The following is a 15,119-nucleotide window of genomic DNA, read 5'->3' as shown; positions in this document are numbered from 1 at the left end:
TATTGCCCACAGGAGTTTCGCGTAGGCTAGCAAAAAGGTTTCCTTTCCCTAACGGGTTGAGAGGTGGACAGACGATTGGGTCGATCACAGCCGTTGATCGCTGTACAATACCGCAACGCTTGGCGCTGCGCCCCCTCTCCCGCGCCGTTGGGAGAGGGGCTGGGGGTGAGGGTACACCAGCGCATCGCAACGCCATCAACCCTTGAACCCTAACGGGAGAGGGTGAAACTAACAATTGCCCACCAATCTACACCACAAAGGAGCATGAACACGACCATGAACCTCCGGCCCCGTTTTCTTGCCATCGCCCTGCTCTGCGTGGCCATCCTTGCCGGATGTAGCTCTGCTTCCCGTTCGTTACCCGCCGATGCGTTGATCGCTGCGGCGTCCACGCCGCCGGCAATCACTCCTGTCACCCTACCGCCGTTAGTGCCGGTCTATGCTGCCGGTACCGAAGTGGCCGGCGTGCCGATTGGCGGTATGACCACCGTTGAAGCTGAAGCGGCCCTGACTGCCGCGCTGTCTGAACGTGTTACGCCAGTGCAATTGGTCGCCGGCGAGTATGCTACGACGATCGAGCCGTCCTCGATAAACCTGCTTCCCGATGTGCCGGCAATGCTAGCCGCAGTGCAGCCGGCGTTGGGCAGCGATCAGCCAATTTCAGCGCCGTTGCAGCTTGCGTTCGATCAGGCTGCCGTGCGTGAACAGATAGCGGCTTTTGCTGCTGCAACGGCGAGTGCGCCAGAACTAACCCTTATCACTTCGACCGAGGTGCTCTCGCGCAGCTTTGCCTATCTGCCCGGACGCGCCATCGATCTTGACCGTTCGCTTGAAATCGTCAGCGGTTTGCTCAGCCGCGGCCAACTCGCCGATCCCATCTTCCTCACCCGCTGGCCCACCGAGCCACCTCACGCTTCGCCTGAGCAGCTTGCCGAACAGCTTGAAGCAATAGCCGAGGCATGGGATGGCGTGATCGGCGTCTATCTCTACGATCTGGCAACCGGCACAGAAGTGGCGGTAAATGAGCGTACCGTGTTTTCTGCCGCTAGCACGATTAAGACGGCGATTATGCTGTATGGCTACACCAAACTGCCCGCATTCAGCGAACGCCAATGGGCAAGCATGCGGGCAATGATCATTGACAGTGATAATCTGGCCGCCAACGATATTTTGGCGGCGGGAGCCGGCGGCACAAACACCGAGACCGCCTTTCGCGGCGCTGAACAGATGAGTGATATGCTGGCCGATCTCGGCCTCAAACATCTCTATCTCTACATACCCTTCGAGGCGGTCGATTTCATCCGAATCTACAACATTAAATTTCGCTGCGGGCCGAAAGATCCCGTGGGTGAGCCGCCTTATGCTGAGACCGGTTGCGCGTTGCGAGCGACCCCTTATGCGATGGGGCAGCTCTACCGGATGATTGATGCGTGCGCGCGTGGCGAGGGTATGTTGCTAGAGAAGTTTGCCTTACTCAACCCTGATCGCTGCCAAGAGATGCTCGATCTGCTGGCCGAGAATGCCGACGATACCCGTATGGTGGCTGGCATCCCCGCCGGGGTGCGGGTCGAACATAAGTCGGGGTGGATCGAGCATACTCAAGCCGATGCCGGTATCGTCCGCTCACCCGGTGGCGATTATGTACTGGCGATCTATGTCTACAAACCGCTCGGCGACCAATGGGCTTGGCCGGATGAAGTGCTTGGCAGGGCGATTGCCGATGTCAGCCGGCTGGTGTACACTGCTTACAATCCGGTACGGCTTGATGCGCTACCTGCGGGAGAAACGCTATGAGCAGTTTGCCCATGAAGCGGATGGTGCTCTACAAACACGGAGTGGGCTATTTTGAGCGGCGCGGGACGTTGAGCGGCGAGACGTTGACGCTCAGCTTTTCGCTTGAGGCGATGGATGATGTGCTCAAGAGCCTGATCGTCATTGACCGTAGCGGGCAGGTGCGCAATATCGATGTAGCCACTCCCGAAGACCGCGCTACATTGATCGCGCGCGGCAGCATTCATCTCTCAGATGAACGGAGCCTGCTTGATCTCCTGCGCGATCTGCGCGGGCGCACGGTGCGCTTGACCTTGACCGGGAAGCAGGGCGAGACAATTAGTGGCCTTGTGATCGGGGTGGATGTGGAAAACGAAGAACCGCTGCGCCGGGCGCTAGTCAGTCTCTACCTGAGTGACGAGCGCGCGGTGCGCCCGATCTCGCTCGATGAGGTGGCGCGTGTTGAGCTGCTCGATGATGCGGCCCACAATGATCTCGCCTTCTTCTTGCGCGCCGCGCACAGCGATGTGCGCAACCGCACCGCTACCATTCACCTCACCCCCGGCGAGCACGATCTGCTGGTGGGCTATGTCGCGCCGGCGTCGGCATGGCGGGTCAGCTATCGGCTGCTCTGCGAGGATGGCGACGATGGCGCGGCCCGTTGCTTGTTGCAAGGCTGGGGTCTGTTTGATAACCAGTTGGAAGAAGACCTCGTTGATGTTGAAGTGACGCTCGTCGCCGGCCAGCCGGTCTCGTTTCGCTACCGGCTCTACGAACCGCAGACGCCTGAACGCCCGCTGATCGGCGATGAAGCGCGTCCGCAACCAAAGGTGGCGCTGTCGCAGGAACGGCGGTTACGCGCAATGGCATCAATGGAACCGGAGACGATGCCATTGCTGAAGGCTGCCCCGCCGGCCCCGCCGGCAGTCTCTATCGAGGCGATGACCGAGAGCGCCGCGCCAGTTGCGGCTGGGGAAGAGCGCGGCGCGCTGTTTGCCTATCGCGTGACCCAGCCAGTCAGCGTTGGCCGGGGCAAGTCAGCGATGGCGCCGATCCTTGGCGTGACGTTGGCGGGCCAGCGCGAATTGGTCTATAACCGCGCGCGGCGCGAACGCCATCCGTTGGCCGCTATTCGCCTCACCAATGAGACGGGCCTAACCCTCGAACAAGGCCCGGCAACGGTGTTGGTCAACGGCGAATACGCTGGCGAGTCGGTGCTGCCCTTTACCCGCACCGGCGCCGAACTGACCGTCTTTCACGCGGTTGAGCTGGGGGTGACGGTGGAAGAGTCCGCATCTACCACGCAGCAACTGCACAGTCTCCGCCTTCAAGATGGCGATCTGTTCCTTAACGAGTATCAGCTTCGGTTCCGGCGGTATACGATAACCAGCACACTCGCTGATCCTTGCACGGTGATTATCGAGCATCCCCGCACCGAGAACACCGAACTGGTTGACACCCCGCCGCCGCTGGCCGAAGCTGGCAAACTGGCCCGGTGGCAGGTAGCGGTTCCTGCGGCTGGCAAGGCGGAATTGGTCGTCTGCGAGCGCCGGCTGCTCTCGCGCCGGCAAGAGATTCGCAGTCTGAGCGGCGAACGGTTGCAGGAATTTCTCCACGACAAGGTGCTCGATCAGGATACCTTCCAGCAACTCTCTGCTATCCTCAATCTCTTCCGCCAGATCAGCGTCGCCGAACAGACGATTACCGAACACGAGCACGAACGGCAGCGCATCTTCGAGCGTCAACAGCGCCTGCAACAACAGCTTGCGCCCTTACGCAGCGATGGCGAGGAAGGCGCGCTGCGCCAGCGGTATGTGGCGACGTTGGCCCAGCTCGAAGATCAGGTCGAGCGGATCGATGCTGCGATCGCCGAACAGCAGGCCTTGATCCAAAAACTGAAAGAGCGGATTGAGCGCCGGTTGCGCCGCCAAAAAGAGTTAAAACCTGCTCCCTAAATGTCTATGATCCGCGATAGCCGAACCCTTTTGTTGATCGTGATTGCGACGCTCATCGGGTGGGCGATTGCCGCTGCCGCTTACTATACCGTCGGCGATACCCGCAACCCTGAGGTTTTGCGCTGGCTGGCGCTGGCGATTTTCGCCACGCCGCTTGCCGTCTTTCTCGGTTGGATGGCCTCGCGGCGCGATGAATGGCGGTTGGCGGCAGCCTGCTGCGGCGCGCTCTACTTCTTTACCCCCTTTGTCGCGGCCCGCATCGAGATGATCCTTGCTCCCGAAGCTGCTCGCCAAACGGTTGGTCCGCATCCTGTCTACTTTATGAGTGTTTTGGTCTTGCACCTGATTGGCGGGCTAGCGTTGGCGTGGTGGCGGGGGAGATAGAAGGTATTGGGAGAATCGTCCCTTCTCTCACCACACGAGAGAGGGGGCGAACATTGCCAAATTTGTGCATGCTAAGCGGATATCATTGCAGATGGGCTTGCTCGTTTAGTCAGTGCGTTACCTCCCCACCACTGGCACAAATACCTGATACCGCCTCCCAATCTCAATCGGCTCGCTCATCAATCCAGCGGCATCACGGAAGCGCATAAACAAGCGCGGGAGTGCCGTTTCATCCCACCGCCAGCGCACTTCCGGCAATAACGGCAGCCACGGTGCGTCAGCAAAGTCCGGTGTGGCGCTGAATTGCATCTCGATTGGTAGGTCGCGATCGGTGGCGTTAATGGTGAGCCGTACCGCCGCATCCTCCATCCATTCAGTTTTCAGTTCTACTCGTGGCGGCAGGTTGAGGTCTGCCGTTTGTGAGACAATCGTCGTGTTACCGGCCCGGTCGAGGTAACGCACTTCGACGACATGCTCGCCTTCGATCGCCGGCAGGCTCCAGCGGTAGCTGTCGTAGTAGGGCATTGGGTCGCTCAGCTCGCCGTCGATGCCGAGGATGACCGCTGCGATTCCGCCGTTGTCATCCAGCGCGTTGGTGTCGATGCGGATGGCGCGCTCGGTCACGGCGATCGGTTCTAGCGTTAGTGGCGGCGTTGTCGCGAGTACGGCGATCTCGGCAATGGTCAGGACGCGCGCAAAGATGGCGAGTTCGTCGAACCGCACTCCGGCGCCGCCGCCGCTGCTGAAGCGGCCAAGGTGCAGGTGCGCGCCGGTGATGATCGGCAAGACGGCGTTGCTGCGTTCAGCGACCAAGGCGCCGTCAATGTACAGCGCCTTCGTGCCGCTGGTTGCGTCCCAGCTCACGGCGAAGTGATGCCATCCCGCCGCCAAAGTGTCCGGCGCACTGAGCAAATCTTCACCGCTGCTGGCATCCCTGACCGTCCAGAATGTCCATTGCGCGCTGTCGTCGGGGCCGAGCCGGTCGCGACGCAGGGCTAGGGTGCCGGTGTAGACCGGCGCGCCTTCCGGTTCGGCGCTGGCGGCGAAGAGGTAATGGCGGTTGAGGCTGTTGGTTGGGTAGCTGGCCGGTATCTCGACCCACAGACTGATCGTGCCGCGTTCGAGATCGAGGTTGCCGGTGGTGGGGAAGGCGATTTCAGCCCGGTCGCTGCGCACCGCTTGCCCGAACCGGCCCGGCCCAAAGCTTGGCGTGCCGTTGATCTGCGGCAACCCCTGCCCGACGGTTTGTAGCGGGTGGCCGTCGAAGGTGACAGCTAGCAGCAGATCAGCTGGCGGCGCGACCCGCATCGTCCCGGCCGGCGGTGTGGTATCGCTCGGCGGCGGCGTGTAGTCGGGAGGTGTAAAATCGTACATCCCAATCAAATCAGGGTGCCAGAGCCACGTGCTGGCCGCGCAGCCAGCATACGCCGGGCATGGGTCAGGGCCGGGGCCGTACCAGCCATACGGATCGATCTGTTTGCGAATGCCGCCTTCCCAACGCCGTACCTCGAAGTGCAGGTGTGGCGTGCCGCTCACGCCGCTGGCGCCGCTGACACCAATCCGCTGGCCGGCGGTGACGCGCACGCCATTGCCGTTGGAGAAGATCGGATCAAGCGCACCAAGATGCCAATACACCGTCTCGTAGCCGTTGGGATGGACGATGACCACGCCCAACCCGCGCGATTCGTTGAAGGCATAGGCGGTGCCGGCGGCGGCGGCGAGGATGGGGGTGGCGAAGGGTGCATCGGGAAAGACGTAATCGTGGCCGTCGTGGCTGTTGTATTGCACATTGCGCCGGCCCAGATAGTCGATCATCTCGCTGTTGCCGTCGCCGCCGAGATCGACCATCGGGTACATGTGGTCGAAGTAGGCAAGATGCGTGACCCGCGTGCCCAATGGCCACGGCGCGCGCAGCCAGCCGGTGGCATCCGCCGCGACCGTGGCCGGCGGCGCGAGTTGGCCATCGAAGTAGCTGCGCAAGGCTGCGCGCGTCGCTTTGATGGCCGCTAACCACTCAGCCGAATCACGTCCTTGCGCCAAAAAGCGCTTGATCGCAATCCATTCCGCCGGTTCGTCGAGCGAGAGGGTCAGCGTCAAGCCGTCGCGCAGCCGGATGGTTGGCGGTTGTTGGTATGGCCCCAACCCGGCGCGCAGTTCGCGGTTTGCCCACTCGATCTGCGCGGCAAAACCAACCGGCCCGTGCGTGCCGAAGGGTTGGGCGATCGCTGCGTCCGGTGGGGTGGGATTGCTAAGCAGACTAGCGGTCGCTTCGAGCAGGGCAAGGGTCAAGAAGGGGCTAACCCCGTAGTAGTTGCTCTGCTCTTCGATAATCTGGGCCGCGCTGCGCCCGTCAATGCGGAGGTCTTTCAATGGGCCAGGTTGCTTGGCGAGAAACTCAGCCACATTCCATCCGCCCGCCGGTTGCGCGTGCAACGGGGTTGCCGAGAAAATGAGACAGAGAATCAAGAACCAGCGGGCAAGTCGATGCATGGGATGATTGGTGCGATGCGCAGAATCAGCCCGGCGCTGCTGCTCTTACCTATAATAACGCATGCAGCGCCGGTTGGTTGCATATTAAACGTAGCGATTATGCGTAGTTGGCCCGTCCATCAACCGGTGGTCTTCACCGGTTGCGGATGGCTCGCTTCGTAAGCGGCGATGGCTTCCGCTTGGTTGAGCAAGAAGCCGAGCTGGTCAACCCCGTGCAGCAGGCAGTATTTGCTAAACGCATCGATCGGGAAGCTCACCTGCCGACCATCGGGCAGCGTGACTGTCTGCGCCGCCAGATCGATCGAGAGCGCCATCTGCGGGTCGTTGGCGTACATGGCTACCAGCTCGTCGTAGATCGCCTGCTCGATCGTCACCGGCAGCAAACCGATCTTGAGCGCATTGCTGCGAAAGATGTCGGCAAACGAAGGCGCAATGACAGCGCGGAAGCCGTAGTCTTGCAAAGCCCACGGTGCATGCTCGCGCGAGCTGCCGCAGCCGAAGTTGCGCCCGCTGATCAGGATCGTCGCGCCTGCCGCTTCGGGCCGGTTGAGCGGGAAGTCGGGATTGGACGCACCATCGGGCAGATAGCGCCACGCCTCGAACAGACCGGCGGCCAACCCGCTCTTGTCGGTGACTTTGAGGAAGCGCGCCGGGATGATCTGGTCGGTATCGATATTCTCAACCGGCAAGACGACCGCTTTGCCGGTGATGGTTGAGATAGGTTCCATACGGTTCTCCATAGGGCCATGCATCGCATTGCCCTTACTAATTCATCAGCGTGCGCGGGTCGGTGACGACGCCGGTCACGGCGGTGGCAGCGGCGGTCAATGGGCTGGCGAGCATGGTGCGCGCTCCCGGTCCTTGCCGGCCCTCGAAGTTGCGGTTCGAGGTGCTGACCGCATACTTGCCCGGCGGCACCTTATCGTCGTTCATCCCCAAGCAGGCACTGCAGCCGGCTTCGCGCCACTCGGCCCCTGCCTCTTTGAAGATACGATCGAGACCTTCCGCTTCGGCGGCTCGCTTGACTTGCTGCGAGCCGGGCACAACCATCACTCGCACCCCCGGCGCCACCTTGCGCCCGCGGAAGAATTGGGCCGCTTGGCGTAGATCAGAGAGCCGCGAGTTGGTGCATGAACCAATAAACACCACATCCACCGGATGGCCCAACAGCGGCTTGCCCGGTTCTAGACCCATATAGGCCAGCGCCTTATCGAGCGCGGCCCGGCTGCGCGCGTCGGGCATATCTTCCGGGCGCGGCACTGGCGCGTCGATGGGAATGCCCATGCCGGGGTTGGTGCCGTAAGTGATCATCGGCTTCAGCTCGCTGGCTGAGAGGGTCAATTCGTGGTCGAAGACCGCTCCCTCGTCGGTGGGCAAAGTGCGCCAGCGCGCCACGGCGGACTCGAAATCGGCCCCTTTGGGCGCGAATGGCCGGCCAGCAATGTACTCAAAGGTGGTGTCATCGGGCGCAACCATCCCAGCCCGCGCCCCGCCTTCGATGCTCATATTGCAGATCGTCATCCGCTCTTCCATCGAGAGTGCCCGGATCGCTTCCCCCATATACTCAAAGACATAGCCGGTGCCGCCGCCGACGCCGTATTTGGCGATCAGCGCCAGAATAATGTCCTTGGCCGTCACGCCGGGTCCAAGCCGGCCATCAATCCGCACGGCGCAGGTCTTGGGCTTGCGCTGCAAGAGGCACTGGGTCGCCAGCACGTGGCCGACTTCCGAGGTGCCGATGCCAAAGGCCAGCGCGCCGAACGCGCCGTGGGTGCTGGTGTGGCTATCGCCGCACACGATCGTCATCCCCGGCTGGGTCAACCCCTGCTCTGGCCCGATCACATGCACAATACCCTGATTCTCATCACCCAACTCAAACAACGGAATGCCGAACTCGGCGCAGTTTTTGCGCAATTGCTCAAGTTGGCTGATCGCCATCGGGTCAATCACCGGAATAATGCCGAGATGGTTGCGCGGCGTGGTTGGCGTGCTGTGATCCATTGTTCCCAGCGTCTTGTCGGGCCGGCGCACGCGCAAGCCGCGCTGGCGTAATTCGGTGAACGCCTGTGGCGACGTCACTTCGTGGATCAAATGCAGGTCAATGTAGAGCACTGCCGGCGTCTCCGGCGTCTCTGGCCGCACCAGATGCGCGTCCCAGACCTTTTCAAACAGGGTGCGCGGTTTGCTCATCTCTCCTCTCCTTGCCGCGATGGGTAATGGTTGCCGTTTGCGCCTTGCCAGCGTGGGTAGCTGCCGAAGATTTTCAGCATCCCGGTATGCTGGCGGATGCGCTCAAGGGCGCGGGCAACGTGCGGGTCGCGGCGATGGCCGTTAATGTCCACTAAAAAGATGTATTGCCCTAAGATAGCACGAGTCGGGCGCGACTCGAGTTTGGTCATATTGATGTTTTCTGCCGCCAATTCTTGCAATGCGCCGACCAGACTGCCGGGCCGGTCTTCGCGGGTAAACCCAAAACAGAAGCTGGTCTTGTCATCACCGGTAGGTGGCGAGTCTTCGCGGGCCAGCACAATGAAGCGGGTGACATTGTGCGGGCTATCGGCGATCTCGCGGGCCAAAATGCTAGCCCCGACCAGCTCGGCGGCGCGCAAGGTACCGATCGCCGCCGCCGGTCGCTCGTCGGCCAATGCCTCGGCAGGAGCGGCTGAGTTGCTCAGCGAGGCGACCGTCGCCACGCCGGGCAAGCAGCGTTCGACAAAGCGCCGGCATTGGGCCAGCGACTGCGGGTGGGCATAGAGCACCTTGATGTCGCCCAGTTGCAAGCCGGGCCGCGCCAGCAAATACTGGCGGATCGGCACCACAATCTCGCCGGCGATCTGCAAGTTGGTTTCGTGGATGAGCAGGTCAAGCGTGTAGCTCACGCTGCCCTCCAACAGATTCTCGATCGGCAACACGCCGGCGGTCGCTGCTTCAGTTTCGATCGCCGTCACCACCGCCGGAATGCTGGCCAGCGGCAGCAAGCGTGCATCGCGTCCGGCTGCATAAGCCAGCGCCGCTTCTTCGCTAAAGGTGCCCGGCGGGCCAAGATAAGCAATCGTATCCATTGCGCTCGTTATCCTGTGGGGGTGACGCATCCGTCACCCCCACATCCTCATCCCTTGAGGGGCGGACAGAATATGTGATCGAGTACAACGGTTGATCGTTGTGCGATGCCTCAACACTTAACGCTGCGCTCCCCTCTCCCACGCCAGTGGGAGAGGGGCTGGGGGTGAAGGCGAAACGGCGCATCGCAAAGCCTTCAACCAAATCTGCGCTCATCGTTTCTGTCCGCCCTTAAGCCCTATCCCAACGTGCTCCCGCCGAAAATGTCCACCGGCAGCGTACCGGCTTCGCCGCTATACCCGGCGGAATAGGCCATCGCCTCGGCCTTAATCCGCTCTTGGCGGGCGGCCAGCATCTTGTTCAACGCCGCCATATACGCTTGGGCCGCGGCGACAATGGTGTCGGTATGGACGCCGTAGCCACTGAAGATCTGCTGCGCTTGCCGGCGACCGGTCAGGCTGGTTGCGGTGCTGCTGCTCTCGTTCAGGCGGACCGGCGCACCCTGCTCGCGAATGCGCACCGTCACCTCGGCGACCGCATCCAAGCCTTCGGTGATCGCGTTGATCGAGAACTCGATCAGCTCGTTCGGGCGCTGAATGATCCGGTTAATCGCCTGATAGACCGCATCAACCGGGCCGGTGCCCTGCGCGCTATCGATCTTGGTTTGGCCATCGGGGCCGATCAGGCGCACAGTAGCGGTCGGGATCATGCCCACACCCGAAGCATATTGCACGTGATCGAGCTTGTACAACTCTGGCGTATGCTGCATCTCACCCGCGATCAAGGCCTCGATATCGCGATCGTCCACTTTCTTCTTGCGATCGCACAAATCCTTGAAACGGGTGAACACGTGCTGGAACTCATCATCGTTCAGCGTATAGCCCTTCTCTTCGAGATACTTGCGGAAGGCGTGGCGGCCCGAATGCTTGCCCAGCACCAGCGTATTGCTGTCAAGACCGACCGTCTCGGCGCTCATGATTTCGTAGGTCTGGCGATACTTCAACACGCCGTCTTGGTGAATGCCCGACTCGTGGGCGAAGGCGTTAGCGCCGACGATGGCCTTGTTAGGCGGCACCGGCACGCCGATAAAGCTGCTCACCAGCCGCGACGTGCGGGCGATCTCGCGCGTCGCGATCCGGGTGCGCAAGCCGTAATACTGCTGGCGCGTGTGCAGCGCCATCACCACCTCTTCGAGCGAAGCATTACCGGCCCGTTCGCCGATCCCGTTAATCGTACACTCCACCTGCCGCGCGCCGGCCCGCACACCCGCCAGCGAATTGGCCACCGCCATCCCCAGATCGTCGTGGCAATGGGTCGAGAGGATGCAGTTCTCAATCCCCGGCACATTCTCGCGCAGATCGCGGATCATCGCGCCGTACTCGTCGGGAGTGAGATAGCCAACCGTATCAGGGATATTGAGCGTGGTTGCGCCGGCGGCCACCGCCACCGCCACCGCTTCGCGCAGGAAGAGCGGATCGGTGCGCCCGGCATCCATCGGCGAAAACTCGACATCCTCGCACAGCGAGCGGGCATAGCTCACCATCTCATGGATGAGTTGCAGCGCCTCAGCCCGCGTCTTGCGGAACTGGTATTCGAGGTGGATGTCGGAAGTTGACATAAATGTATGGATGCGCTTCTTCGCCGCAGGCTGGATCGCGCTCCACGCCTTGTCAATATCGTCGCGGTTAGCGCGAGCCAGCGCCGCGATAATCGGGCCATCGGGTGTGCCAATTTCGCGGGCAATCTCATGCACCGCGGCCCAGTCGCCGGGCGACGCGGCGGGGAAGCCGGCCTCGATAATGTCCACTTTCAGGCGCGCTAATTGGCGAGCGACCTCCAGCTTCTCTTCCAACGTCATGGTGCAGCCGGGGGCCTGCTCGCCATCGCGCAGGGTCGTGTCGAAAATACGGACGTAATCTACACTCGGTTCGGTGGTGTTGGTCATTGGTGCCTCCTGATATGTATTGTTGGTTAATGTCCTTGCGAGGGGCGCAGCCCCGAAGCAATCTCCCGCTGTGGCGGGATGGGTGCCTGAGCGCACCGCTCCCGTGCGCGCGGGGGATTGCTTTGCCGGGCGGGGCATCGCCACGCGATGCCCCTACCCGGCTCGCAATGCCATAGGTTCGTGTATAGCTTGTGCAGGTGCAATCCGCTCATGCGGGGACAAGGCATTGCCTTGCCGCTAACGATTTACGCCCCGCCCTCGCCCGGCTTAACTTCGCGTGGGTTGACGAAGGGCATCATGCGGCGCAATTCACGGCCAATCTGCTCGATCGGGTGGTTGATGTCGGCTTGGCGATAGGCGTTGAAGCGGGGCCGGCCATTGTGATTCTCGTCGATCCAGTCCTCGGCGAAGGCGCCGCTCTGAATGTCGGCCAGAATCTGGCGCATCGCTGCGCGGGTCTGATCGGTGATGATCTTGGGACCGGCGGTGTAATCACCCCACTCCGCGGTATCGCTCACCGAGTAGCGCATGTAGTTGAGACCACCCTGATAGAACAGGTCAACGATCAGCTTCAGCTCGTGCATACACTCGAAGTAGGCCACTTCCGGCTGGTAGCCAGCCTCGACCAGCGTCTCGAAGGCGGCTTTGACCAGCGCGCTGACGCCGCCGCAGAGCACCACCTGCTCGCCGAACAGGTCGGTCTCGGTCTCTTCGGCGAAGGTGGTGCGCAACACGCCGGCGCGGGTGCAGCCGAGGCCCTTGGCGTAGGCCAGCGCATCCTCAAACGCGCCGCCGGTCGCGTCTTGCTCAACCGCAATCAGCGCCGGTACACCGCCGCCCTGCACAAAGATCTCGCGCACGCGGTGGCCAGGAGCTTTGGGCGCGACCATGCTCACGTCGATCCCTGCGGGCGGCACGATTTGGCCAAAGCGGATGTTAAAGCCGTGGGCGAACATCAGCGTCTTGCCCGGTTCCATCGCCGGCGCGATGTGCTCGCGGTACAGTTCGGCTTGCCCAATATCAGGGGTCAAAATCATGACAATCTGCGCTTCGCGGGCCGCTTCGGCGACAGTCATAACCTTCAATCCTGCTGCTTCAACCTTGCTCCAGCTCTTCGAGCTAGGGTACAGGCCAACCCGCACATCGAGGCCACTATCGGCAAGGTTGCGGGCGTGGGCGTGGCCTTGGCTGCCGAAACCGATAATTGCGATCGGCTTGTTCTTCAAGCGGTTGAGATCGGCCTGATTGTCGTAGTACAGCTCTGCCATGTTTGTGTCATTCCTCACACTTATGCGGCGATCATCCGCCGCGCGCGGTAGCTAAGAACCACTGAGACGCCCGCAGTGGGCGTCTCAGAGGATCCACAGTTAGTTAAGCGCCGGTACAGCTACGCCGTTGGTGGCCGGCTCAACATACTCGCCGGCATGGTGGCCGCGCGCGCCGCGTACCATAGCAATGCGACCGGTGCGCATCATCTCTTTAATACCGTAGGGGCGCACCACCTCAATGAAATTCTCGACCTTGCCGGGGGTGCCGGTCATCTCGATAATCATCGTGTTCGAGCCAACATCAACGATCCGCGCGCCAAACACGCTGCACATCGAGATGATCTCGTGGCGAACCGCCGGCGGCGCATGCAGCTTAATCATCGTCATCTCGCGTTCGACCGTCGGGTCGTCGGTGACATCGCTCACCTTCAACACCTCGATCAAGCGGTAGAGCTGCTTGACGACCTGCTCAACATGCTCTGATTCCACCACAATGGTCAGCCGGCTCACGCCGGGGGTTTCGCTATGGCCAACGGCCAGACTCTCGATATTATAGCCGCGGCGGCGGATCAACCCGATCACGCGGCTCAGCACGCCGGGCCGATCTTGCAAGAGGGCGACGATCGTATGCTTCTTCATAGTTGCGACTCCTTCAGAGAACTAGTGATTACGCCCTTACGCCTGCGACTCCGAGAGGATCATCTCGCCAATCGACTTGTTCTGCGGCACCATCGGGAAGACGTTGACCTCACGCTCGACGCGGAAGTCGATCAGCACCGGACCATCGGTGGCATGCGCTTCGTCGATCGCGGCTTGCACATCTTCGCTGCGCTCAACCGTGATCCCCTTCCAACCGTAGGCTTCGGCCAGCTTGGCGAAATTGGGGCCAGAGAGCGGGGTGCCGCTGTAGCGCTTGTGCTCGAACAGCTCTTGCCACTGGCGCACCATGCCGAGGTAGCCGTTGTTGATCACCGCTACCTTTACATTCTTCAGACCCTCTTGCATGATTGTCGCCATCTCTTGGTTGGTCATCTGGAAGCCGCCATCGCCGACGATCGCCCACACTGTTTCGTTCGGGTAGGCAATCGCCACCCCCATCGCCGCCGGCACCGCGAACCCCATCGTGCCGGCACCGCCGGAGGTGATATGGGTGCGCGGGCCGTGGTTCCAGTCGATCAACTGGGCCGCCCACATCTGATGCTGGCCAACGTCGGTAACGACGCGATAGTTGCCGCGCGCGTTGAGGGTGCGGCTGAGCGCCTCGTAGACATCGTGCGGCGGCAGCAACATATTGGCCATCGCGGCCCGGTTCTTGTACTGCTGCTTGCCCTGATGCTTATCCTGCATCTCGCGAATGTGCTCCATCCAATCGGAAGCGTGGGTGTGCAACTCGGCCAGCTCGCTGGGCGGCGGCAAGTCTTCGAGCAGCGCCTGCAACACTAGCCGGGCATCGCCGACGATCGGCACATCCACCCGCACATTCTTGCCAATTTCTGAGGGATCAATGTCAACGTGGATAATCCGGGCGTTGGGGGCGAAGGTGCTGGCCTTACCGGTCACGCGGTCGTCAAAGCGGCCACCGATGTTGAACAGCACATCGCACTCTTGAATGGCGCGGTTGACATGCACCCAGCCGTGCATCCCGGCCATGCCGATCGCGAGCGGGTGATTTTCGGGGATCGCGCCAATGCCGTGCAAGGTGGTAATCACCGGAATGCGCAGCCGCTCGGCGAACTCTTGCAGCTCGCGGTGGGCGCCAGCCATGATGATCCCGTGGCCGGCGATAATCAACGGCTTCTTGGCGCTGATCAACAGCTTGATCGCTTCGCGGATCTGGCGGCGGTTGCCCTGATACGTCGGCTTGTAACCGGGCAGGTTGAGCTTGATATCCCAATTAGGCACGGTCGTCTTCTGCATCGCATCTTTGGTGATGTCGATCAGCACCGGGCCGGGCCGGCCAGTGGTGGCGATGTGGATCGCCTCTTTGAAGACGTAAGGCAGCTCATCAACATTCTTCACCAAATAGTTGTGCTTGGTGATCGGCATGGTAATGCCGGTGATATCGGTCTCTTGGAAGGCATCTTTGCCGAGCACGTGGCTGCCGACTTGGCCGGTAATCGCCAGCAACGGCGTGCTATCCATCATCGCATCGGCAATCGGGGTGACGAGGTTGGTCGCGCCGGGGCCGCTGGTGCCGATACAAACGCCGAGCCTGCCGGTGGCGCGGGCGTAGCCTTCGGCGGCGTG

General features: G+C 61.6%; 11 protein-coding genes. 3 read left to right on the top strand and 8 right to left on the bottom strand.

Translation table 11 applies throughout. From position 1 onward, the window contains the following. Positions 1-264: 264 nt before the first annotated feature. Genes U9R81_RS00835 through U9R81_RS00825 form a run of 3 tightly spaced genes read left to right on the top strand, consistent with a single transcriptional unit; the run spans position 265 to position 4,109 of the window. A complete protein-coding gene (locus U9R81_RS00835; RefSeq protein WP_322493652.1) occupies positions 265-1,794 on the top strand; it encodes a serine hydrolase in 1,530 nt (509 codons plus the stop codon). Further along, positions 1,791-3,725 (top strand): hypothetical protein, encoded by a 1,935-nt coding sequence (locus U9R81_RS00830; protein ID WP_322493651.1) that lies wholly within the window; start codon positions 1,791-1,793, stop codon positions 3,723-3,725. Before U9R81_RS00835 ends, U9R81_RS00830 begins: the two co-directional genes overlap by 4 nt. Before the next feature lie 39 nt (positions 3,726-3,764). Beyond that, complete coding sequence (locus tag U9R81_RS00825; RefSeq protein WP_322493658.1) at positions 3,765-4,109, top strand: hypothetical protein; 345 nt, start codon at positions 3,765-3,767, stop codon at positions 4,107-4,109. A 117-nt stretch (positions 4,110-4,226) separates the two neighbouring features. On the opposite strand, the gene U9R81_RS00820 is transcribed toward U9R81_RS00825, so the two are convergent. The 8 genes from U9R81_RS00820 to ilvB all read right to left on the bottom strand — a co-directional run. Further along, on the bottom strand, positions 4,227-6,599 hold the full coding sequence (locus U9R81_RS00820; protein ID WP_322493650.1) for a LamG-like jellyroll fold domain-containing protein: 2,373 nt from the start codon (positions 6,597-6,599) through the stop codon (positions 4,227-4,229). A gap of 119 nt (positions 6,600-6,718) precedes the next feature. After that, positions 6,719-7,327, bottom strand: coding sequence for a 3-isopropylmalate dehydratase small subunit (leuD, locus tag U9R81_RS00815; protein WP_322493649.1), 609 nt, complete (start codon positions 7,325-7,327; stop codon positions 6,719-6,721). A gap of 37 nt (positions 7,328-7,364) precedes the next feature. After that, on the bottom strand, positions 7,365-8,789 hold the full coding sequence (gene leuC / locus U9R81_RS00810; protein ID WP_322493648.1) for a 3-isopropylmalate dehydratase large subunit: 1,425 nt from the start codon (positions 8,787-8,789) through the stop codon (positions 7,365-7,367). After that, positions 8,786-9,661: a prephenate dehydratase gene (gene pheA, locus U9R81_RS00805; RefSeq protein ID WP_322493647.1), complete on the bottom strand. Its 876-nt coding sequence runs from the start codon at positions 9,659-9,661 to the stop codon at positions 8,786-8,788. Before pheA ends, leuC begins: the two co-directional genes overlap by 4 nt. Positions 9,662-9,897: 236 nt before the next feature. Next, complete coding sequence (locus U9R81_RS00800) at positions 9,898-11,604, bottom strand: 2-isopropylmalate synthase (protein WP_322493646.1); 1,707 nt, start codon at positions 11,602-11,604, stop codon at positions 9,898-9,900. 245 nt (positions 11,605-11,849) lie between these two features. Further along, positions 11,850-12,872, bottom strand: a complete 1,023-nt coding sequence (ilvC, locus tag U9R81_RS00795; RefSeq protein WP_322493645.1) for a ketol-acid reductoisomerase — start codon at positions 12,870-12,872, stop codon at positions 11,850-11,852. Positions 12,873-12,971: 99 nt separating this feature from the next. Further along, positions 12,972-13,511 carry an acetolactate synthase small subunit gene (gene ilvN, locus U9R81_RS00790; RefSeq protein ID WP_322493644.1) on the bottom strand — a complete coding sequence of 180 codons (540 nt, stop codon included), beginning with the start codon at positions 13,509-13,511 and terminating at the stop codon, positions 12,972-12,974. A 36-nt stretch (positions 13,512-13,547) separates the two neighbouring features. After that, positions 13,548-15,119 (bottom strand): biosynthetic-type acetolactate synthase large subunit (ilvB, locus tag U9R81_RS00785; protein ID WP_322493643.1); only part of this gene is annotated, 1,572 nt, incomplete at its 5' end.

It is taken from the genome of Chloroflexus sp. (assembly GCF_034435895.1).
Taxonomy (GTDB): Bacteria; Chloroflexota; Chloroflexia; order Chloroflexales; family Chloroflexaceae; genus Chloroflexus.
This window is presented reverse-complemented; position numbering and strand designations above follow the sequence as displayed.

Coding starts and splice junctions, on each gene's coding strand:
- U9R81_RS00835 (WP_322493652.1), top strand. CDS start 265: ATGAACACGACCATGAACCTCCGGCCCCGTTTTCTTGCCATCGCCCTG.
- U9R81_RS00830 (WP_322493651.1), top strand. CDS start 1,791: ATGAGCAGTTTGCCCATGAAGCGGATGGTGCTCTACAAACACGGAGTG.
- U9R81_RS00820 (WP_322493650.1), bottom strand. CDS start 6,599: ATGCATCGACTTGCCCGCTGGTTCTTGATTCTCTGTCTCATTTTCTCG.
- leuD (WP_322493649.1), bottom strand. CDS start 7,327: ATGGAACCTATCTCAACCATCACCGGCAAAGCGGTCGTCTTGCCGGTT.
- leuC (WP_322493648.1), bottom strand. CDS start 8,789: ATGAGCAAACCGCGCACCCTGTTTGAAAAGGTCTGGGACGCGCATCTG.
- pheA (WP_322493647.1), bottom strand. CDS start 9,661: ATGGATACGATTGCTTATCTTGGCCCGCCGGGCACCTTTAGCGAAGAA.
- U9R81_RS00800 (WP_322493646.1), bottom strand. CDS start 11,604: ATGACCAACACCACCGAACCGAGTGTAGATTACGTCCGTATTTTCGAC.
- ilvC (WP_322493645.1), bottom strand. CDS start 12,872: ATGGCAGAGCTGTACTACGACAATCAGGCCGATCTCAACCGCTTGAAG.
- ilvN (WP_322493644.1), bottom strand. CDS start 13,511: ATGAAGAAGCATACGATCGTCGCCCTCTTGCAAGATCGGCCCGGCGTG.